The sequence below is a fragment of the Brevibacillus sp. MS2.2 genome (assembly GCF_013284345.1).
Taxonomy (GTDB): Bacteria; Bacillota; Bacilli; order Brevibacillales; family Brevibacillaceae; genus Brevibacillus; species Brevibacillus brevis_C.
In genome coordinates this window covers 16,443-37,117 of record NZ_JABSUZ010000009.1, presented here as the reverse complement: position 1 = coordinate 37,117, position 20,675 = coordinate 16,443, and the positions used below count along the sequence as shown (strand labels likewise).

General features: G+C 45.0%; 18 protein-coding genes. 15 read left to right on the top strand and 3 right to left on the bottom strand.

The features are described 5' to 3' along the window. Positions 1-84 precede the first annotated feature (84 nt). The 11 genes from adhP (at position 85) to HP568_RS10380 (ending at position 13,994) form a co-directional block, all read left to right on the top strand. Positions 85-1,098 carry an alcohol dehydrogenase AdhP gene (gene adhP, locus HP568_RS10425; protein ID WP_048034421.1) on the top strand — a complete coding sequence of 338 codons (1,014 nt, stop codon included), beginning with the start codon at positions 85-87 and terminating at the stop codon, positions 1,096-1,098. Positions 1,099-1,380: 282 nt separating this feature from the next. Then, positions 1,381-1,788 carry a hypothetical protein gene (locus HP568_RS10420; RefSeq protein WP_048034420.1) on the top strand — a complete coding sequence of 136 codons (408 nt, stop codon included), beginning with the start codon at positions 1,381-1,383 and terminating at the stop codon, positions 1,786-1,788. 13 nt (positions 1,789-1,801) lie between these two features. Beyond that, positions 1,802-2,308 carry a hypothetical protein gene (locus tag HP568_RS10415; protein ID WP_048034419.1) on the top strand — a complete coding sequence of 169 codons (507 nt, stop codon included), beginning with the start codon at positions 1,802-1,804 and terminating at the stop codon, positions 2,306-2,308. Between the two features lie 197 nt (positions 2,309-2,505). Then, positions 2,506-8,031, top strand: coding sequence for a polymorphic toxin-type HINT domain-containing protein (locus HP568_RS10410; protein ID WP_173629031.1), 5,526 nt, complete (start codon positions 2,506-2,508; stop codon positions 8,029-8,031). A 15-nt stretch (positions 8,032-8,046) separates the two neighbouring features. Continuing rightward, complete coding sequence (locus tag HP568_RS10405) at positions 8,047-8,430, top strand: hypothetical protein (RefSeq protein ID WP_048034418.1); 384 nt, start codon at positions 8,047-8,049, stop codon at positions 8,428-8,430. A 547-nt stretch (positions 8,431-8,977) separates the two neighbouring features. Further along, positions 8,978-10,261, top strand: a complete 1,284-nt coding sequence (locus HP568_RS10400) for a helix-turn-helix domain-containing protein (protein ID WP_048034417.1) — start codon at positions 8,978-8,980, stop codon at positions 10,259-10,261. 3 nt (positions 10,262-10,264) lie between these two features. Beyond that, positions 10,265-10,387 carry a hypothetical protein gene (locus tag HP568_RS30015; RefSeq protein WP_016742160.1) on the top strand — a complete coding sequence of 41 codons (123 nt, stop codon included), beginning with the start codon at positions 10,265-10,267 and terminating at the stop codon, positions 10,385-10,387. 135 nt (positions 10,388-10,522) lie between these two features. Continuing rightward, positions 10,523-10,846, top strand: a complete 324-nt coding sequence (locus HP568_RS10395) for an HD domain-containing protein (RefSeq protein ID WP_048034416.1) — start codon at positions 10,523-10,525, stop codon at positions 10,844-10,846. A gap of 117 nt (positions 10,847-10,963) precedes the next feature. Continuing rightward, positions 10,964-11,437: a tripartite tricarboxylate transporter TctB family protein gene (locus HP568_RS10390; protein WP_173629030.1), complete on the top strand. Its 474-nt coding sequence runs from the start codon at positions 10,964-10,966 to the stop codon at positions 11,435-11,437. A gap of 18 nt (positions 11,438-11,455) precedes the next feature. Next, positions 11,456-12,982, top strand: a complete 1,527-nt coding sequence (locus tag HP568_RS10385) for a tripartite tricarboxylate transporter permease (protein ID WP_082195989.1) — start codon at positions 11,456-11,458, stop codon at positions 12,980-12,982. Beyond that, positions 12,972-13,994, top strand: coding sequence for a tripartite tricarboxylate transporter substrate binding protein (locus tag HP568_RS10380; RefSeq protein WP_173629029.1), 1,023 nt, complete (start codon positions 12,972-12,974; stop codon positions 13,992-13,994). The genes HP568_RS10385 and HP568_RS10380 overlap by 11 nt, the downstream gene beginning before the upstream one ends. 58 nt (positions 13,995-14,052) lie before the next feature. On the opposite strand, the gene HP568_RS10375 is transcribed toward HP568_RS10380, so the two are convergent. Next, on the bottom strand, positions 14,053-14,526 hold the full coding sequence (locus HP568_RS10375; protein ID WP_048034413.1) for a GNAT family N-acetyltransferase: 474 nt from the start codon (positions 14,524-14,526) through the stop codon (positions 14,053-14,055). Positions 14,527-14,589: 63 nt separating this feature from the next. Beyond that, on the bottom strand, positions 14,590-15,126 hold the full coding sequence (locus HP568_RS10370) for a hypothetical protein (RefSeq protein WP_162630264.1): 537 nt from the start codon (positions 15,124-15,126) through the stop codon (positions 14,590-14,592). On the opposite strand from HP568_RS10370, the gene HP568_RS10365 reads away from it, so the two are divergent. From HP568_RS10365 to HP568_RS10350, 4 genes are all read left to right on the top strand, one after another. Then, a complete protein-coding gene (locus tag HP568_RS10365; RefSeq protein WP_173629028.1) occupies positions 15,101-15,871 on the top strand; it encodes a 3-hydroxyacyl-CoA dehydrogenase in 771 nt (256 codons plus the stop codon). The two genes, HP568_RS10370 and HP568_RS10365, sit on opposite strands and share 26 nt — an antisense overlap. Positions 15,872-15,916: 45 nt before the next feature. Next, positions 15,917-16,447, top strand: a complete 531-nt coding sequence (locus HP568_RS10360; RefSeq protein WP_173629027.1) for a MarR family winged helix-turn-helix transcriptional regulator — start codon at positions 15,917-15,919, stop codon at positions 16,445-16,447. A gap of 95 nt (positions 16,448-16,542) precedes the next feature. After that, positions 16,543-17,013 (top strand): hypothetical protein, encoded by a 471-nt coding sequence (locus HP568_RS10355; protein ID WP_048034409.1) that lies wholly within the window; start codon positions 16,543-16,545, stop codon positions 17,011-17,013. Positions 17,014-17,036: 23 nt separating this feature from the next. Beyond that, positions 17,037-17,903 (top strand): SDR family oxidoreductase, encoded by an 867-nt coding sequence (locus HP568_RS10350; protein ID WP_173629026.1) that lies wholly within the window; start codon positions 17,037-17,039, stop codon positions 17,901-17,903. On the opposite strand, the gene HP568_RS10345 is transcribed toward HP568_RS10350, so the two are convergent. Beyond that, positions 17,900-20,494 carry a winged helix-turn-helix domain-containing protein gene (locus HP568_RS10345; protein ID WP_173629025.1) on the bottom strand — a complete coding sequence of 865 codons (2,595 nt, stop codon included), beginning with the start codon at positions 20,492-20,494 and terminating at the stop codon, positions 17,900-17,902. The genes HP568_RS10350 and HP568_RS10345 overlap by 4 nt on opposite strands. Between the last annotated feature and the right edge of the window lie 181 nt (positions 20,495-20,675).

Below are 20,675 nucleotides of genomic sequence, written 5' to 3'. Positions count from 1 at the left end.
ACTGCTTGCAATTAGTAGAAGGCGGGAAGAACACCTGCCCTTTGCGCACATGCCTGAAGGGGTAAAAAGAGGAGGAAGGTCAAGATGAAAGCAGCAGTAGTCAACGAGTTCCATCAAAAGCTGGAAGTAAAGGAAGTCGCGATTCCACATGTCGGACACGGTGAGGTTCTGGTAAAAATCAAGACGTGCGGTGTCTGCCATACGGACCTGCATGCGGCACATGGGGATTGGCCTGTGAAGCCAAAGCTGCCTTTGATTCCTGGGCATGAGGGCGTAGGTGTTGTCGAAAAGCTGGGGGAAGGCGTTACCTCGCTGAAAGTGGGTGATCGGGTAGGAATTCCGTGGCTCTTCTCCGCTTGCGGCGAATGCGACTACTGCCTGACTGGGTGGGAGACACTGTGCATGCAGCAGTTAAATGGAGGCTATTCGGCTGACGGTGCCTATGCTGAATATTGCGTAGCACCTGCTGCTTATGTGGCACGTATTCCTGATGAGCTGGGCGATGTGGAAGCAGCGCCGATTCTGTGCGCAGGGGTAACCACGTATAAAGCATTGAAGGTAGCAAACGTGAAGCCGGGTGAATGGGTAGCGATCTACGGCATCGGCGGCTTGGGGCATGTGGCCCTCCAATATGCCAAGGCGATGGGGTACAACGTCGTAGCGGTCGATATTCACAAGGAAAAGCTGGACTTGGCAAAAGAACTGGGGGCAGATGTGACAGTAAACGGCAGCGAGGTTGATCCGGTACAAGCCATTCAGGAGCAGGTGGGCGGTGTCCACGGGGCGATCAGCGTGGCAGTCACCAAGAAGGCGTTTGAACAAGCATACAAATCCGTTCGACGCGGTGGTTCTCTTGTCGTTGTTGGATTGCCAAATGCAGAGCTGCCGATCCCGATTTTTGACACGGTGCTGAATGGCGTGACGGTGAAAGGCTCCATCGTGGGGACGCGCAAGGATATGCAAGAAGCACTTGATTTTGCAGCACGTGGCAAGGTTCGCGCGATCATCGAGACGCAGCCGCTGGATCAGATCAACGAAGTGTTGGAGCGTTTGGAAAAAGGACAAATCAATGGGCGGGTTGTTTTGACGATGGAGTAATGGAAGGATAGGTGAAGCTGTTGTCGGGCTATGCTTTTCGTAAGCATGGGCTGGGCGACAGCTTTTTATTTGTATGAATGGAAGTGGCTTGGTAGTGGTTTTCACCTGATGGGGAAGTAGCCAATCCATTATTCATCCACCGACCCAATATAGGTGACTACTATGTGCTATTCCCACACTGATGTTCAAAATTTGATAAAACTAAGACCCTTTTTGATAAAAATTGACAAATGGGAAATATTGTGAAATTATATTTTTGCAATATTTGGAGGTTGATGTAATTTGAGTAAGATGAGCAGAGTTGTTTTTTCTATAACAACTATCCTCGGACTAGTTGTTGGTGGAGGCACTATTCTCGCTAGACCGGATTATGTTTGGGACTTTGAAGACTTTTATTCGTATGCTGTTGACTCAAAAGCAGATCCTGGGAATGTTTTTCTTAGTGGTTACACGAAAGGTACTGGTCCAGATTTAAGAAAAGTAACGACTTCCTCTAAGTTTTATAAAAATGGGACTTATATCACATCTGAAACGGAAAGTGACACTGGTAGAGACGCTTGGACTAAGACATCATACTATACTAGACCGGGTACAACGGAAGCAGAAGTAAAAACGGTTCACAAAGTTTATACTCTTGATGGCTCTTACTTATCTGAGACTAGTGCAGCTAGTTGGAAAAAGAAGAAATAGGAGGGAAAATTAAATGATGAAGAAAATGATACCTTTGTGCATTGGACTTGTTTTTTTAGTTATGATTGGTCCTAATGTATTGGCGGATAAAGGAATTCCTCAATTAACAGATTCCTCACAAAAATATCAGAGTGAAACTTTAGATAAACTGGGAATACGATCTGCTAATTCTTCATTCATGAAGAACGATACTTCTAGTTTTTCTGCTCTTGATACCGTAGTGGATGACGAGGGCAAAGAGTGGATCTATGTTTCGTATTTACATAGCAACTTAATAGAAGAGCAATTAAAAGAGAAATACTCTAGAGAAGTGTCTACTTCATTTATAGATGTTCAAGAGCAGATCTTAGATCCGATTATACAGGAAGGAGATACTATACCTGTCTTGTTAGTCAATGAGGACCTTACTTTTGGAAAAATGGCTTACTTACAAGAAGAAGGGAATGGGGATCTTATCCTTGCTGAGTTTGAATTAGACGAGGATAGCCAACAATGGGTAATCACTAAAGAAGCAAAATAATAAATGAATAAGTGAAGTGAAGCAACGTAGTACGGCTATCTCATAAGGCTAATTATGGCCAAGGGATAGCCTTTCATTTTTTCTTAGTATCCTGCAATAATTTGTAAAAAACCAGAAAAAAGACCTATGTAAAAACATGGATATATAATCTAGAATTTATGCGTTATGTAAAAAATAGGGATAATGGAGGCGTTTTTTTGAAGAAGTACCTAAGATTATTTTTAGCTTTCGTTCTATTATTAACAGTTTCAGTCCCAACAAGCTATCTTCCAAATGCGGTGCAAAGAGTGTCTGCGTCTAGTTTACAAGAGGTGAATCTCCCAAGTTCTGAAGAAAAGAAGGTTGATCAAAAAGTAAAATCATTATTCGCATCTCATGAAAAAGTGGAATTACGAGTCGGGGAATCGAGAAACGTTCGTATCTTCAGTGACTCTTATAGCAACAGTAGCGATGTAACTCAAGAGGTCTCTTGGACCCCAGAAAAGAAAGGCATTGTATCGATTAAAGACGGACAGTTTTCAGCAACAGCTATTGGTTCAACTTTGGTAACTGTTCAGTATGGAGAACAAGAATTAAAAATTCCAGTTCAAGTATCACCTAACCCGGAGAATCTAGAGATTAAGGCAAGTGAAAATGAAGGAATCGCCATTTTAAGTTGGGGAGATATGGATGCTGCTAGTTATACAGTGAAGCGAGGAGAAAATAAGAGAAAATACGAAGTTCTTGCGGCTGATCTGAAGAAGAACACTTTTTCTGATGATACAGTCAAACCTGGTACAACCTATTACTATTGGGTTGAAGCACACTTATCTAATGGAGATACCGTTGTTTCAAAGCCAGTAAAAATCAAAATAAAAAAAAGACAGAATGACTTTACATTAGAAACTGATTCTACTAGCCTTGACCTTCAAATCGGTGAATCCAAATCAATAGAAATCATTGCGAAGTTTACAGATGGTACGACTAGAGATGTAAGCACCAAGATAAAATGGAAAGTCGAAGATGAGAGTATAGTTTCGATAACCAACGAAAAGATAGAAGCAATGAATGCAGGGAAAACGAGGATCATCGGATTTTACAATCAAAAAGAAATCCCACTGGAAGTATCTGTTGGTACCGATGAATCTATTCACCTTAGTGCGCAACAAGAAGACGAAGAAATCCAATTGACTTGGAGTGAATGGTCAGAAAATTCAAAGTATATTGTACAACGTCGAGTTGGTAATGAAGACTTCGAACAAATAACGGATGAATTGTGGGCAACAAATTATAAGGATACCTCATTACAAAAGGGAGCCACTCATGAGTATAGAATTATTGGGCTTGGCACTGATGGATCACAAACTTTATCAAATGTAACTACTGTACAGATACATCAGGATGAACCTACATTAATTCCTTCTCTTCATAAAGTAGCTTTACATGTAGGTGGTGAAAAACAAGTAACCGTTGAGCTTCAAAATCCAGATGGCACAATGAAAGACGTTACAAACGAAGCTCTTTGGAAGGTAAAAGATGAAACGATTATTAGTGTTAGTCAGGGCAAGATAACAGCACATGCTGTAGGTACAACACTAATTAGTGCTTATTATGAAGATAAGATGGTAGATATTGAAATTGATGTAGCAGATCTTCAAGAACGTATTCATCTTGATGTAACTCCAACAATGAATGGGAATGTTCTTCGTTGGAATACGGAAGATAAAATTACGAGTTATAGCGTAAAAATGCGCAGTAGCAATTCCAAAAGTTATGAAGAGATAATTTCAAAACTAGTGCAAACCTCCTATGTAGATCATGCCTCTGCTCAAAATGTTGATGAATCTAGATACTATGTAGTAACTGGTATGACTGAAAACGGTGAAATGCTTCTCTCGAATGAGATAGAAATTACCTCACAAAAGAATGCATGGAATTCCGTTCTTCCTGAGGAGATCAAACCATTAAGAACACCTGGTCCTGTCGAAGACACGATCGGAGCTTCAGGCTATAACTGGTATTCTATAACGTTACAAGAGGGTCATACGCTTAGCGTATTTACACCAGATCTTCAGGGGAGTGGGACTTCTAAAGACATTTACAGTGATCCAACTCAATCATCATTAGCTTACACAACAAAGAATACCTTAACATATACACCCAAAACCAGCGGTACTTACTATATTAAAATAAAGGGCAACAGTGGACAAAAAATTACGATCTCTGCTGGTGACGGATCTAGCTTTGAGCAAGCATATGCAATCGTTTTTGATAAAGACGACAAGAAGAATATAGGGAAAATCTCGGGTCCTGGAAACGACAGTATATACTTTACTGCGGAGTTGACAGAGGGATTTAACTATCACATTTGGGGAGACCTGTCAGCTAAAGGCTGGGTCTTGTACGATAGCAAACAACGAGAGATTTTAACTGGTACTACTGCACGTGCTGATATCAAGGTTGATACAAGTGGAACATACTACATTAAATTGTTAACCGGCGAGAATGCTGGGGAGCACCAATACTATATTCTTAAATCTATCCCACTTTCCGTATCTACACCTCAAAGCTATACGATTGGGCCTGAAAAGAAAATATGGTATCAAGTGAAAGCAAAAGCGAATCATACCTTAAGAGTTTATACGCCAGGCTTGAGTGGTTTTGGTACTGGTAAGTACTTATACGATGATCCGAACAAACCTGCTATAAAAACGGTTTCTGCAGACACTCTTACTTTTATCCCTACGGAAACGAGTACCTATTTTATAGTAATTTCGGGGAGTAGCGGAAAGACATTTTCTATCACAGCTGGTGATGGATCTGATCTTAACCAAGCGCATTCAGTTTCTTTGGAGTGGGCAAAAGGAACGACTGCTACTTTTTCCACTCCGAGTAATGATAGCATCTTCTTTCGGACGGAATTAAAAGCAGGATTCAATTATCATCTTTGGGGGACAGGTTCCTCTCAGATTAAAGGCTGGGTCTTGTACGATAGTGCAAAGAAAGAAATCCTATCCGATACTACTTCACGTATGGATATAAGAATCGAGACAAGCGGAACGTATTATATCAAGATGCTAACTGGAGGAAGTGGTGGAGAAAATAAGTATGAATGGCTCGTATCCATACCAGTATCATTACCAGGCCCTCAGACAGATAGTTTTGGCTCATCTAAAGACATTTGGTACATTGTAAAGGCACAAGCAAATCAAACTATTAGAATAGTGCAAAAAGGACTCAGTTGGACAGGATCACTAACACTTTATGATGATCCAAATGGTTCGAAAATTGTATCTTCTTCGGCCGATACTCTTACTTATACTCCCTTGAGCTCGGGGATATATTTTATTCGGATAACCGATCAGTATAAAGATCCTGGTGATGTGGTTACGATCAATATAGAAGGGGTAGAACCATGGCAGCCCCCCTCAACATCGCCATCTCCTAATCCAGACCCTGTAAATATTGAAATCTTGAAAGAAAATGAGTCTATTGATGTAACAGCCAACTCTGGTAAGAGTTTGTACTACAAATTTACTCCTTCAGCTTCTGGGAACTATCGATTTTTTACCAGTCCATATAAGAATGAAGGACCCGAAAACGATACGTACCTTCAATTATATTCTGATGATTCATTTACAACATTATTGGCAGAGAACGATAACGTTCCGGATGGTCCATATGGAGATCTCTTCTCAAAGCTCGAATATAATGTGAGCGCAGGCACTAGTTACTATTTGAAACTAAGCTCTCATAATGACAGCTTGAATACGCGCATTACGGTTGAAGCTGTGGATGCTGATAGCACAAGAGAAGGAGCCATTCCAGCTGAGTGGGACGAAATATACACTGATCAATTATCATCCCGTTATGACGTTGATTACTTCGTTCTCACAGCAAAAGAAATGGCTTACATGAACCTTTATGTCACAAATAACATGTTAATATTGGAAGACTCCCACGGTAATATGCTCCAAACATTCCATGCGGATGAGCAAAATACGTTATTTGTGACTGAGACATCTGGAACCTACTATGCAAAAGTTGTTTGGAATAAAGACCAAAAAATACTTACTAGATCGGATATATCCACATTATCGCCGGAGATAGGTGGCAGTTATCAGGCAGGCTTTCATGATCCAAAACGAATTTCCAGTAATTTCGCCCTGGATACCACGCCAGGCTTTGAAAAATCGTTAACAGTGCAATGGAGATTTTCTAATCCCCATCAAAGTGTCAAAATTCAAGTTCTAAGGCAGAATACAGTCGTATATGAAGAGACTAGAACTAACCTAGAGGCTACGTATCAAACATTTACTTGGAATGGCCGCTATACAAAAGTGAACCCCGGCCAATGGGCTCCAACCGACGTATACTTTATCAAGATCGTGGCTTCTGATGCACCAAAGTATCCAATTACTTTACCGATTAGTGTAGTAAATACAATCCCAACTGAAGAATATGATGTCCAGTACCTAATCTCTAACTACAATAGCAGCATATCTAGTGAAACCATCCGTAAATCGCAAGAGAAATTAAAGGCTATGATGTTCTACGATGGTCCTATTACGGGTAGGTATGATGAAGAATTCTTGATGTCTGTAATTGCCTTTGAAGCAGTTCTCAACAGAAGTACGCACGTTTCACTCAATGTTAACGTTGGAGGAGGAGAGATACTTAAAGAGCAAGGGGAATTAACGAACCAGTTAGTTCATTACATTAACAGCGGAAGAGCAACCGGAAAAGATAAGTACGGACTCTATGCCCAGTTCCTATTTTCTGGAGATATTGTCATATATGAAACCGGTGCCGCACTCGTTCCAGCGTTCCGTTTAACAAAGATTGGCGGAAAGCTAGTCAAAAAAGCAGCTAAGACTATGGATGAACTATTCGAATGCAATTGCTTTACAGCAGGAACAAAGGTATTAATGGAAGACGGAGAGAAGAATATTGAAGACATTGTGGTCGGAGATAAAGTTCTTTCAAAAGATGAGAAGACAGGTGAGATTGCTTACAAGAAAGTTACACATCTACATCGAAACAAAAAAGAATACATCTACGAATTGAGTGTTGGAAACCAGATCATTGAAACAACCGCTAATCATCCGTTCTGGGTCGAAGGAAGACAATGGGTTCTTGCTGTAGATCTACAGGTTGGTGATCTGTTAAAACAAAGTAACGGGAATACCTTAAAAATAGAAAAAATCAATGTAGTCAAACATGATGAAAAAGTCAAGGTATACAATTTTACAGTTGAGGATTTCAACACGTACTTTGTGACTGACTTAGGAATATGGGTTCATAATATCGGTAATTGCGAATGGGATGATATTGAAAAGTACTTTGCCCCAAATGCTAGAAGACATATCCTTGAAGGAGAAATTAACGAAAAAGGAAAAGCTGTAGGTTGGCATCATGAGCCGAGTTCGAGAACTAATCGAATTGTCGGAAGCCAAACAAATCCTGATTCACACGGTGTATACGATGGAGTAGTAGATATTTTTAATGGCACATCTTATGTCAGGAAAGAGCAAACATCGTCCTTCTTTCCAAAACATTGGTCTGCTGATGATGTAATGACTGCCATTTATGAAGTGTATGTTGACGCAATCCCCTCCATAAAGCCTAGTGGAACGGAATTTATACGCAAATGGGAAGGTAGGCATTCCTCTGGCATTAAAATTGAAATGTGGCTAGACAAGGATGGAAGGATTACTACAGCTTACCCAATTTATGAACCATAATCTAGGAGGAACCCTATGATACCTTACGAAATTGTTTTCGATGATAAGGCAGATAAACTACGAATTTGCTTACCAGAACATTTATCGATTGTAGAAGAATTTTTAGAAGTCGAGGTTCGGTCGGAACTCTCGAAAAACTTAATTTTAGACCGGATACAAAGAGTGGTATCAGGTGAAGAGGAAGTATCAGATGGTACTGGAAATTTATACAGTTCCGAAATACGGAGGGATTATACTCGAATTTATAACTCATACGTTGAGGAAGAACTAGAAGCGGGTATAGACACTGGCGAGGACTTGGAGTCAATCATTGAAACAAGATATTTTGCAGAGCTAGTTACGATTTGGATGGATGCTCTAAGTGAGCATCGACAACAACAACGTGATTCTACGAAATGATTGAAAGAACGGATAGTATTAAAGAAGACAGAAGTAGATAGCCACAAAAAGCCGCTTGTTTAGTTAAGCGGCTTTTTCGTAAATACCTTCATGTACGCATAATATGATTGCTGTTGATCTATACCCATACCAATACTGGGTGTTATGACAGTAAATTATTAATGAGTGTAGTTTCATATCAAGTTATTCTTATCAAAATTATGTTTGACATGATCAACTCGATAGCACAACCTTAAGTCACATTCAATAAACCAATTGCTCGGTTTGCATAAAAGCTTTATCCACTCGATTTTGATGAGGCTATGGAACTTTCTAGATCACTTCATGGTCCAAATCTTTTCCACTCAATTGGAAATAAATAAGTGGTAATTGCCTTATGGATTCCTACTAATAGTATTGCCCACTCTAAAGAGGTTGTTTTCCATCTCTTCCCCACTCTAGTAAAAAAGTGTAATCTATTTAAAAATGATTCAAATCGATTATATCATCCGTGGTTTATTGTGCTATCATATCCATAAAAAGGAATCATCAGGAGGGTGTATTTGCTGTGATTTCAGAGGGAAAAACCTTTGGGGGTATATTACGAGTATATCGAAATAGAGCAAACTTAACACTGACTGAGTTATCAGAAAGAACAGGTGTAGCTTCTGGAACCATTAGTAAGCTGGAATCCGATGCCTTTACTTTACCAAATATGCAGCATGTAATGAAACTGGCAAAAGTACTGGATATTCCACTTTATACAGCGATCGTACCTTATTTAGATAAAATGAAGCGCGAAGCGACACTTCGGTCTCTATTAGAGGCTGTGATGCAAGAGAAAAATGTGGTTCTTACCAACAAAGTAGCTTTGCAATTGCTAAATTGTCCCAAAAGCAATACATTTCTTTCTTTAGACTATTTGTATCAGACTGCAGGAACGGAAGGGAATGAAGAACTGCGCTTGGCTCTCTATGACGTGATCTGTGACTACTCACGTGAGCATGGAATTCCTCTGTATCTGGCAAGGTCGCTTTTCCAACGATATATGATTCGACGTGAAAATCTTAGCCAATTAGATCAAACCTATGTAGAGGGTAAGGAGCTATTACACTACACGTCCTATCTGCATATCAATGAGCGAATTTTGACCTACTATAAATTTTCCTTCCATGCCTTGCGTCTTGGATTCTATTCAGATTGTATCCATCTGTGTAAACAAGGCCTTGAAATCGACCATAGTCAGAGTGAGCAAAAAGCAGCAGCGATCCTTGCGATCATCATTTCCTATTTTGAGCTGGAAGACTACACATTGGGACATTTTTATCTGGAGAGATACGAAATGTTCGATTACCCCGAAGTACATAAACATGCCAGACATATTCGGGGGAAGTTATACGGAAAGACGGGGAAATTTGATAAGGCCATTCCGGTATTACAAGAATGTCTTGCGCAACAAGCACAAGATGACAAGATTGTGATCGCGAATGATTTGCTGGAGATTTATATTCAGGTAGGAGAAGAAAAGAAAATCCGTGAACTATTTTTAGCAGAAGCATCGATCTTGCCAAAGAATTTAACTACTCCGAATCAATACAATCAAATGGGACTGTATTTCCGGACGAAGGGCACCTTTTACATTCAAAAAAACGAAGCAGACTTAGGAATCGAGAGTCTTGTGGAGAGCGTGAATTACTATCGTGCAATCAATGAGATAAAACAGGCAGATAAGAGTCTTAGCGTTCTTTTTGAATTCTATGTGTCAAAGAAAAAAAATCTTCCTTTTGATATACTCCATAAATTGGTAAACGTGTATAATGGAAGTAATCATAGATCCAAACAGGAGGTATAGGTCATGAAGAAATGGATATTGTCTTTGTGTATGTTAACCGCCTTCATTACAATGCCAGTTTTAGTAGAACAACCAGCCAAGCAATCCAATCTGATTATACAATATGGCTGGCCAGAGCCTTGGTAATCATCTGAACAATACGATTAATGCCCTCCAATTGGAGGGCATTTGTTATACGTAAGACAACTTTTTCACTTGAGTATTTAGTTATAATTAATTATAACTAGTTATATATAGTTATAATTGGTGTGGAGGTAGCGGGTGCAGATGGTGACGACGACGATGGTCAATTCGCAAAAATTATGGATGGTGGTTAAGCGGATGGAGCCGCATTTGATCCGCAATCAGGCCAATATGGAGAAGCTATTGAAAATGCTGATGATCCACGATGTCGCCTCCGTGTCTGCAAAACGAGAAACGACCCCGCAGCAGGAAGGCTCCTCCTTTCACGGGCTGCGAATAGACGATGTTTCAACCGACGATATCAAAGAGCTTTGGAGCGAGTTCGAAAGCAATGAGACGTATGAAGCGAAGGTTGCCCATGCCATTATTCGTCTGATCGACCAAATCGAAATCGAAATCTAGCTAACTACCGTATGCTAGGTCCCGTCCGGACTGGCTATGGTAGTTTTTTTCTGCTTTCGCACACAATGGGCGCATGAGCCATAGGCTGTTGGTAGCTTTTTTGCTGAGGTGATACACATGAGACGCCCGGATAATCAGCCAGATTTTATTGGTGCCCTTTTCAGTATGATCCTTGGAGTCTTCATATCGTTCGAGGCCTATCGTCTGGAGGCATTTTCGACGTCGCTGTACGTAGGAGATCACACGCTGCCTGCGATTCTTGGCTTATTGTTTTTCTTGCTCGGAGGTGTGCTGCTCATCCAATCATTCCGTGAGACCGAGGAAGCCTCTTCGCCCAATCCCGAACCGCTTCTTCCTGGAAAAAGGCTGCGCCTGCTGATTTGCTTTTTATTCCTGTTGCTGTATGTCTGGCTGCTTGGATCGATCGGTTACACAATGGCTACGCTCTTTGTCTCGTTTGCATTTTTTATACTGATCGGCAGCTACCGGTGGCGAACGTCCATCGTGTACTCCGTCCTTTTGACTGGGGGGCTGTATGTGGTATTCATATACTCGCTGCATATCACATTGCCTGGAGGAGATTTGTTTTAGAGCAAGCATGATAAGGAGGTGCTGATCATCGAGACGTTCCAACTGTTACTGGCTGGTTTTGCTTCAGCCCTCACGCCGGAGCATTTGCTCATGGCAGCACTCGGCGCTCTTATTGGCACCTTTGTAGGTGTATTGCCCGGTCTCGGTCCCACTTCTGCTATCGCGATTCTGCTTCCGGTGACAGCCGTACTGGAGCCGACACAAGGCATGATCATGCTGGCAGGTATTTATTACGGTGCCATGTATGGTGGCTCGACGACAGCGATTTTGCTCAATATCCCGGGGGAGCTATCATCAGTCCCCACGTGTCTGGATGGCTATCCGCTCGCGAAAAAAGGGAGAGGTGGGCCGGCATTGGGGATATCCGCACTGGCTTCGTTTGGTGCAGGGGTACTCGGGGTAATCGGACTCGTCTTTTTTGCTCCCATTTTGGCAGATCAAGCGTTAAAATTCGGACCACCTGAATATTTTGCGCTGATGATTCTGGCTCTCACGCTAATGGTCAGTCTATCAGGAGGATCATTGGTCAAATCGTTTTTGATGGGAGCATTCGGCTATACGCTCGCTTTAGTTGGGCTGGGACCATCCTCTGGCATGCCGCGCTTTGATTACGGCGTCCCCGCATTGGTCGGCGGTTTTGACATGATTAGTATCATCATCGGGTTGTTTGCAATTACGGAAGTCCTCAAAGGGATTGATGAAAAACGCACAGCTACCCTGATTGGCAAGCCAGGCAGTGTCTACCCGAAAAAGGAAGACTTGAGAGTAAGTGCCGGGCCTATGCTGAGAGGCGGGATTGTCGGCTTCTTTCTTGGATTGCTGCCGGGCTGTTCGGCTGCGATCACGTCGTTTTTGGCCTACGATATGGAGAAAAAGCTATCGAAGCATCCCGAGAAGTTCGGTCAGGGAACAATCGAAGGGGTAGCGGCACCAGAAGCAGCGAATAATGCGACGAGCAGCGCTGGCTTCATCCCGCTGTTTTCGCTCGGGATTCCCTCCTCACCGCCACTGGCGATTTTGTTGGCAGGCTTGATGATCTACGGATTGACGCCTGGTCCTGTTTTGTTTGAACAAAATGCAGGCTTTGTCTGGACGGTCATCGCCTCGATGTTCGTGGGGAATGCGATGCTTCTCGTACTGAACCTCCCGATGGTCTGGGTGTGGGTCAAATTGACAAGGGTACCATATGGCATCATGGCTCCGATCATCCTGATGTTCTGCACGATTGGGGCATACAGTGTGCGGAACAGTATGTTTGATGTGTGGGTGGCCTTTCTTTTTGGCGGACTTGGGTATGTCTTTTCCAAATATAAATGGCCAGTTGTTCCGCTGGTTTTGTGCTTCATTTTGGGACCTCTTCTGGAAGAATCCTTCATTCAAACGATGGCGATGGGCTCGGGGGATCTCAGCATTGTTTTGTTTCGACCTTTATCGTTGACCATCTTGCTGGCAGCAGGAGCACTCTTGATGATCTCGATGATGTTGAACCGCCGAACACAGCAACGGTTGAAAGAAGAGCGAGACCGGGGAGTAGATGTCGCGTAGGGAGGTAGAGTCATTGAAAGGATATAAACAATGGCTGGCTGTCATCATGTCGTTGCTTTTGGCGGCAGCCGTTAGCGCATGTGGAAATCAAGGTACAGCCGAGTCGGCCTACCCATCGAAGCAGGTGGAGTATATCGTACCGTATTCGGCCGGGGGTGGGGTCGACCTCGTGGCCAGAGCGGCAGCTGATTATTTGAGCAAGGAATGGGGGCAGCCGATCGTCGTCGTCAACAAGGCGGGAGGTGGTGGGGCAGTAGGAGCGGAGTATGCTTTAAAGCAAGCCAAAAACGATGGTTACACAGCGCTTGCTGTCAATGTATCCAATACGACGATGCTCGCTGCTGGGATGAAAACACCGCCGATTACGAACGAGGATCAAGTCTATACGGCCAGGATTGGCAAAGGCACGCTTGCTTTTGCAGTTAAAGCTGATGCGCCTTGGAAAGATTTCGCTGAATTTTCCGCGTGGGTGCGCGCGAATCCGGAGCAGTTAACATGGACTTCTGTCGGGCCAGCGGGCTTTTCCGCTTTTGGGGTAGCAGAGTGGCTGGATGCGATTGGAGCTGACTTCGCCAAGACGAGAATGATTGTGACAAAAGGCGCTTCCGACTCCGTCCCGAAAGTCGCTGGAGGTCACGCCATTTTGGCGGTGCATACAGTGGGGGAGATCATGCCGATGCTGCAAGCGGGCAAGGTCAAAATCCTCGCCGTATCCGGTGACACGAGAAGCCCGTTCCTGCCTGACGTTCCGACTGCGGGGGAGCAAGGGATACAAGGCTTGTCGGTTTTCTGGTGGACGGGAGTATCTTTTGCCAAAGGAACGCCAGAGTCGGTTATTCGCAAATGGGAAGAAGCGATTGCCAAGATGGAAAAGGACCCAGCCTTTTTGCAAAAGCTGAGTGAAATCCAGGTGGAGCCGGCATATGCGGCCAGTGAAGCATTTACGAAGGAAACGCAGGCGGAAACGACGTACTACTTGGAATTGGCGACCAAGAAGGGCATTCGAAAATAAGGGCGACGAAAGAAAAAAGGGAGAATGGCTTCATAGCTGTTCTCCCTTTTCCATCTATCTATTTAGGTATCCGCTTTTCGTACCTGAATTTATAAAAACCATTCACTGCGTTCGGTTCAGTCTCGCCGACTTTTTTGTAACCGCATTTCTCATAAAAGTGCTGGTTGCGTACGGCTTCATAGCCGGTATCGAGCGTCCACTTTTTGATGTGTGGATACGCAGCCTCCATGAACTGCATGGTTTGGCTTCCGATACGCAAGTTTTGCTTATCAGGATCGACATAGATGATCCCCAGCTCCAAATGCTCATGATCGACGGGAAGGAGGCAAAAACCGCCAACGATCTGGTCATCCAGCAAGATCGTATAGTAATGGGCCTTTTGCATGAACAAAATATGCTGGTCAGGCTGGTCATGTCCGGCAGGGCCCTCTCCGTACTTTTGGACGTCTTCTGCGAAGCAGCGGGTGGCAATTTGGGTGAGTTGCTCCGCGTTCGCGGGGACAGCCTTCTTGAAAAAAACCATAGGACTCATGAGATCATCTCCAGTTCGTCTGACTACTTCGAAATTGGTGTATGAATGATTAGCAAAATTCTCCTATATAGCAGACGGATGAACCCACAGAATGGTTACCCACTTATTTTTCTCATTATGCTTTCCAACGGTCCCCTCTCGAACCAACGTCTCCAAACGAGCGATTGATTTTCGACTGCCAATCAAAGCGAGGAAGCCGAGCCCAACATTTTTTTGCGTACAGCTCGATCGAGCAGGTTGAGTCGAACCAGCCACAAGCTGAGAAGGAAAAAGAACATCTATGGACATAGCGGGTGAAAGCCGTTGTACAGCAAGATTGCGCAGGAATCCCTCGACCGTCCAAAAATCAAGATACTCCGGATTGAGAATAGCAAGCCCTAAAATGTTGGAGATGAATAAGCACAACTGTCCTTTGCCCGGACACAGATGTCTCATATCTGTCTGGTTTTGAGAAGGTCGAGACTGCTTGTCACTTGTAAAAACCGCGTGCAACAAGGTGGGACTCGGTTGGTATCCAACTTGCAAAGCTTTTTTCTGAATGCGGATGTAATTGTAGAGGAAGGGAGAGAATGGCTTGGATATGCGGGAAGTGGTTGCCATTGTAACGGGTGGTGCTTCCGGTTTGGGAGAAGCCGCTGTGAGGAATGTAGTTCAACACGGGGGAAGAGTAGCCATTCTTGATTTGACGGTAGAGAAGGGGCAAGCGCTGGCGAATGAGCTGGGGCGCGAAAATGCTTTGTTCGTGCATACGGATGTCATGAGTGAGGTGAGTGTACGGGAGGCAATCGATCAGGCTGCTGGCACATTTGGTACGATTCACGCCGTGGTCAACTGTGCGGGGATCGGTTTGGCTCAAAAAACGCTGTCTCGAAGCGGTCCACATCCACTGGAATCCTTCAGCAAAGTCATTTCAGTCAATTTGATCGGTACTTTTAATGTCATTCGGTTGGCGGTGGAGCAAATGGCAGGAAACGAGCCGAACCAACAGGGGGAGCGGGGTGTCATCATCAATACCGCATCGGTGGCGGCTTTTGAAGGGCAGGTGGGGCAGGTTGCCTACAGCGCCTCCAAAGGCGGAATCGTAAGCATGACCCTGCCACTAGCAAGAGACCTGGCTTCTTATGGCATACGCGTGATGGCGATTGCTCCAGGGCTATTTGACACGCCGATGTTCGATCAGCTCCCGCGCTCTGAAAAAGCTGCGTTGGGAGCGACTGTTCCTTTTCCTCCTCGCATGGGTAATCCGCAAGAATACGCGTTGCTCGTGAACAGCATTATCACCAATCCGATGTTGAATGGAGAAACGATCCGGCTGGATGGGGCAATCAGGATGGCACCGAAATAGAAAAGACGTGTTGACAGAAAAGTAGTTAGGTGCCATACTATGCCCATGACAAACCACTCAAACGGAAGAAAACAAGAAGACGCGATCCCATCGCTTGTTCAATCGCAGCGCCAGATTGATCGGTATGGACTCGATGTTGATGCGCAAGCCGTACTCGTCGCCGCCAGGCTGATGGAGGCAGGAGCCAAGCTTGGGCATGCGGCCGAAATACATTTCGCCAGATTCGGCTTATCAACGGGACGATATCGGCTATTGGCAGACCTTGAAGATAACGGCGGGGAAGTACTACCATCACAATTGGCAGAGCATCTGGGGGTAACACGTGCTACTGTTACTGGTCTGATCGACATCCTGGAGCGCGATGGCTTTGTTTCCCGACGAGCGAGTACAAAAGATGGCAGGCAAAAATCGGTCATTTTAACGGAGCTCGGGGCAAGCAAGCTGCGTGAATTGGCGCCTGAGCACTTTGCGAGATTGGAAGCGATGGTCGGATTGCTCAATAAAGAGGAGCGGAGTGTGTTTCTCGACCTGCTGGGACGAGTGACACAAGGCATATCGGCACTGACAGATGAATAGTAGGCAGTAATGTGGGCTAGACAGCTAGCCCATTTTCATCCTTATATAGTTAGGTTCCTAATTATTTTTTAAAAAAGGGAAAGGAGGTGAAAACCATGCATGACCCTGCAAATTCGGGAGGGGTTTACCCGATCAAGAGGGTACGTTCCGAGCGAAAATCGTTTGTTTTATGGCGAGAAGTAATCATGGCTTATTTGTCTCCTGCGATCATGGCGAGCATAGGAGGATGGATTACCGCTGACAAAGGGCTGCAAATCGGGGCATTGACCACGATTGGCGGAACATCCGCATTGATTGCCGTACTCCTTGGGCGATGGTTACAGAGTCACGGTATACATAAACGCTGGGTCATCTGCACACCTCATATGGCGTTGGTAACGGTTATGGGGATGACCATGGCAGTGATTGGTCTATTGGCAGCTTGGCTAACAACGGAGTTACTCATCGTCTTTGCTCCCGGTGAATCGGTGGCTTGGCTAAGTCGTGTCTGGATCGACTTTCCGCTGTCAGCGATAATCGCCAGTACGTTAATCACATGGCGGTGGCGTAGTGCCATCAAAAAATGAATGGGTTATGGAGGAGATAGAAAATGATCGTAGTCATGGGGGCAACAGGAACCATAGGGAGTGCACTTTTGAACCGCTTGATAGAGCTTGGTGTCCCAACCCGGGCATTGAGCAGAACGCCGGAAAAGCTTCAGATGCTAATGGGAGAGCGGGCCCCATCTACGGTGGAAGTTGCAGCAGTGGATGCTGCTGACCCTGAATCGTTGCGTCGGGCGTTTGCAGGTGCGAATCAGCTTTTCCTTTCCCTTTCAAACAGTCCCAATCAGGTCGAGCTGGAAACATCGATGATCCACATTGCAGCTAAGACTGGAATCCAACACATCGTGAAAATCTCCAGTCCAGCCTACAATGAAAAGGCGCCAGTCGCGGTAGCGGGATGGCACCAGGAAATCGAGAGCGCTTTATCAGAATCGGGTATGAAAAGTACCGTACTGCGACCGTACGCCTTTATGCAAAATCTGCTCCGCTTCGCACCGACGATCCAGTCGCAACATGTTTTCTTCGGTACGCTGGGCGAAACAGCCTGCAACTTTATCGATTGCCGGGATATCGCCGATGTTGCCGCAAAGGTTTTGACCCATCCCGAAAAGGCAGGCCGTGTATACACACTGACTGGTTCTGAGGTCATTAGTTATCCGCAAATTGCAAGCAAGCTGTCCCAACTGCTCGACCGCCCAATCACGTACATCAACAAGGATAGTGAAGTACTCCGCCGAGATCTGATGGAGTACGGAAACATGCCGGAGTGGCTCGCCAGTCACGTCGTTGAAATTCAAGCTATGTCAGTAGCGATCCCGGAAAAGCCGACAGATGACGTATGGCGTGTCCTCGGCAGAGAACCTCGCAAGCTGGACGCTTTTCTGCATGAACATATTGAAAAGTTCCGTTAATCAACAGCGTTATTTTCTAGCAGCGAAATTTCTTGCGCTTTCAGAAGAGCTTGTGTGCGATTGGTGACACCGAGCTTGCCATATATCCGATGTAGGTACACCTTGACCGTCCCGAGCGTATTTCCTAGCTCATCGGCAATCATCTTGTTGGATGCTCCTTGGGCCAGCATGGAAAGGATGATCATTTCTTTTCCGGTTAGCGGCTCGATCAAGGGAGCTTTTCTTTTCTCCATTTTCTTAGGGAAAAGGGATAGCAGTTGATTGACATACGCAGTCGAGACGGACGGACCAGGTGGTTGGGATCGTTTTTTCAAGCGTAGCTGGTAATCGTGCAAGAGGTGAGACATCGCCGTACCTTCGTCCAGAAAGCTACGGACGTAGCAGTTGTTTCCGCCAATCAAGAGTGCTTCGTGGAGGAAAGCCAGCGCTTCCTTTTTGTTACCGCACTGCTGGTGGGCGAGCGCTTGCAGAATGGCGATGTCTACCTGACTGATCAATAGCTCCTCGCGAATACTGGATGGCTTTAGGATCGTTAAAATACGCAAGGCTTCCTGTTCCTGCTGCTGGGCGAGCAGCAACCGGACATAGGTCAAAACCTCTAATTCTCTCTGAATGCTAGGCTGATTCAATATGGAAGGGGGAAGCTTGGACAACTCCGTTTTCGCTAAAGCGATGTCCCCTTCCTGGATCGCGATGTGTGCGAGAAATGCTTGTAATGGGCTAAACCAATAAGAAGCACCCCAGCTCGCGAGCATTTCTACTGTCTCTGAAACGATTTTGCGGGCCGCGACAAAATTCCCCTCTACCAGCTTGAGTTTGGCGGATGTCAGTACATAGGGGACGAGGAGGCCAGGTATTTGCTTGTGCAGGGCAACAAAACGAACGCGCTGTAGATAATCAAGGCTTTCTTCCAGCCTGTTTTCCTCATAGAAACCCTCCGCTAATGCCTGAACGACGTACATGTTGATCAAGGAATCCTTCCAGCCATTTGCTTCGAGTATGGCAGAGAACTGATTGCCTACAACCTCTGTCTGCTCGGAAAGTATGCCTTTTAACCCGAATCTCGTACGCCGAATAAATGGTTCTGTCGTGTTGTAATTAAAATGGTAAAACAACGGACTCTCAGGCAACCCTCCGCTAAGCTGTGATGAACTGGCGATCCAGCGATCAAAATCCATCGTGGCGAACACCAAATTCGCTCGGACAAAAAACAGACCGCTCAAAAACTGCCGATGCTCTGTGGGGTCTTCTATGAACGGAATATTTTGCTCCAATTCAGTGAGGGCCACCTCCGCCCTATCTATTTGAACGCACGTAATCAAGAGGAACGTATAAATCAGGCGAAAAAGTGGTGAAAAATAGTTCGCGTGATCAGGGATGCTGTCCAGCGTTCTGAGAAAGCTGGAAAACTCGCCGCGTTGGAGCAGCACCTGAGTATGTTGCTCCAGTAATCTTACAGCCAACGGGTAATCGGCAGCGGCAATCGCATGATCGATCGCTTCGTCCATCAATCCGCGTTCCGCATAGCTCTCACTGGCTAGCCGGTGCAGCTCACGTGCTTCTCCGGGAGCTGTCTGCTCCAGTTGACTGCGCAAAAAATCGGCAAACAAATGATGGTACCGATACCACGTCCCGTAATCATCCAGTGGGATTAAGAAAATGTTTTGGCGGTGCAAGCGGGTCAGCATTTGTTGGCACTGGGGCAGGCTGGTCAGAGCGTGGCACACGTGAGCGTCCATTCTCGCCAGCACAGAGGTTTTGAGCAAGAAGCTGCGCTCTTCTTCCGGAAGTCGCATGATCACTTCATGAAACAAATACTCCGAAATATTGCGATGAGAGCCAGTAAATCCAGCAAAAAATTGATCGTAGTTCTCCATATTCACGAGTGAAATGGCAGCGAGCTGCAAGCCGGCGATCCATCCCTCTGTACTTTTCACCAGTTGCTCGATTTGCATTTGGGTCAGAGGTAAATCGTGAACCTGCCGGTAAAAGCTGTCCGTCTCTTGATGACTGAAAAGAAATTGTCCCGACTCAATATGACATACTTCATGACGTACGTTCCATTTGACTGTAGAAAAAGGTAACGTATTGCGACTGGCGATGTACAGATGGACGTGACTCGGAACATATTCCAGAAAATAAGCGAGACTGTTGTGAATCGTCTCATCCGAGATCACGTGGTAGTCATCGAGAATGATAGCAAGGGGCTGCGTCGTAGAAGCGAGTTCATTGAGCAGGGAATCGATGAAGGTAAAGATCGAGGTATGACTGGTTGCCTTCATGGCTGGTTCCATTCGTTCGGAGAGTTCTGTGAAGTCAGATTCAGACAGCGTAAATACGATGTATCTCCAAAAGCGAATCAGGTCATTATCCATCTCATCGAGTGAGAGCCATACGGTGGTACCGCCGTACTGATGAGCCCATTGACTGAGCAAGGTCGTTTTTCCATACCCTGCTGGGGCGTATAACGTCGTCAGTCGACATTGTAGGCCAGCGTCCATTTTTTGCAGCAGTCGGCTCCTATGAACGCTATTCGACCGAACGGCGGGCATTGCTGTTTTGGTTTTCAGCATAATGGAATGATGGAGCATGTTTGTACCGTCCTATGTATTAGAATCTTATGTGTCCATTATACTAGTTATCGGCAAGAATCGACATTTGAAAAAAGAAAGAATCATTTGTCCCAAGAAGCAGGCCCTAAACCGCCATCTTTTGCATGCCCGTCACTTTTCGGCGAGAAATTTCCATGGAAGCCAGACATGCTTCAACAGG

What these genes read in the sequence shown, in the direction of transcription:
- HP568_RS30015 (WP_016742160.1), top strand. Translation starts at nt 10,265, where the DNA reads ATGAAGAAATGGATATTGTCTTTGTGTATGTTAACCGCCTTCATTACA.
- HP568_RS10355 (WP_048034409.1), top strand. Translation starts at nt 16,543, where the DNA reads ATGCATGACCCTGCAAATTCGGGAGGGGTTTACCCGATCAAGAGGGTA.
- HP568_RS10405 (WP_048034418.1), top strand. Translation starts at nt 8,047, where the DNA reads ATGATACCTTACGAAATTGTTTTCGATGATAAGGCAGATAAACTACGA.
- adhP (WP_048034421.1), top strand. Translation starts at nt 85, where the DNA reads ATGAAAGCAGCAGTAGTCAACGAGTTCCATCAAAAGCTGGAAGTAAAG.
- HP568_RS10375 (WP_048034413.1), bottom strand. Translation starts at nt 14,526, where the DNA reads ATGAGTCCTATGGTTTTTTTCAAGAAGGCTGTCCCCGCGAACGCGGAG.
- HP568_RS10360 (WP_173629027.1), top strand. Translation starts at nt 15,917, where the DNA reads ATGACAAACCACTCAAACGGAAGAAAACAAGAAGACGCGATCCCATCG.
- HP568_RS10370 (WP_162630264.1), bottom strand. Translation starts at nt 15,126, where the DNA reads ATGGCAACCACTTCCCGCATATCCAAGCCATTCTCTCCCTTCCTCTAC.
- HP568_RS10345 (WP_173629025.1), bottom strand. Translation starts at nt 20,494, where the DNA reads ATGCTCCATCATTCCATTATGCTGAAAACCAAAACAGCAATGCCCGCC.
- HP568_RS10415 (WP_048034419.1), top strand. Translation starts at nt 1,802, where the DNA reads ATGATGAAGAAAATGATACCTTTGTGCATTGGACTTGTTTTTTTAGTT.
- HP568_RS10390 (WP_173629030.1), top strand. Translation starts at nt 10,964, where the DNA reads ATGAGACGCCCGGATAATCAGCCAGATTTTATTGGTGCCCTTTTCAGT.
- HP568_RS10380 (WP_173629029.1), top strand. Translation starts at nt 12,972, where the DNA reads ATGTCGCGTAGGGAGGTAGAGTCATTGAAAGGATATAAACAATGGCTG.
- HP568_RS10350 (WP_173629026.1), top strand. Translation starts at nt 17,037, where the DNA reads ATGATCGTAGTCATGGGGGCAACAGGAACCATAGGGAGTGCACTTTTG.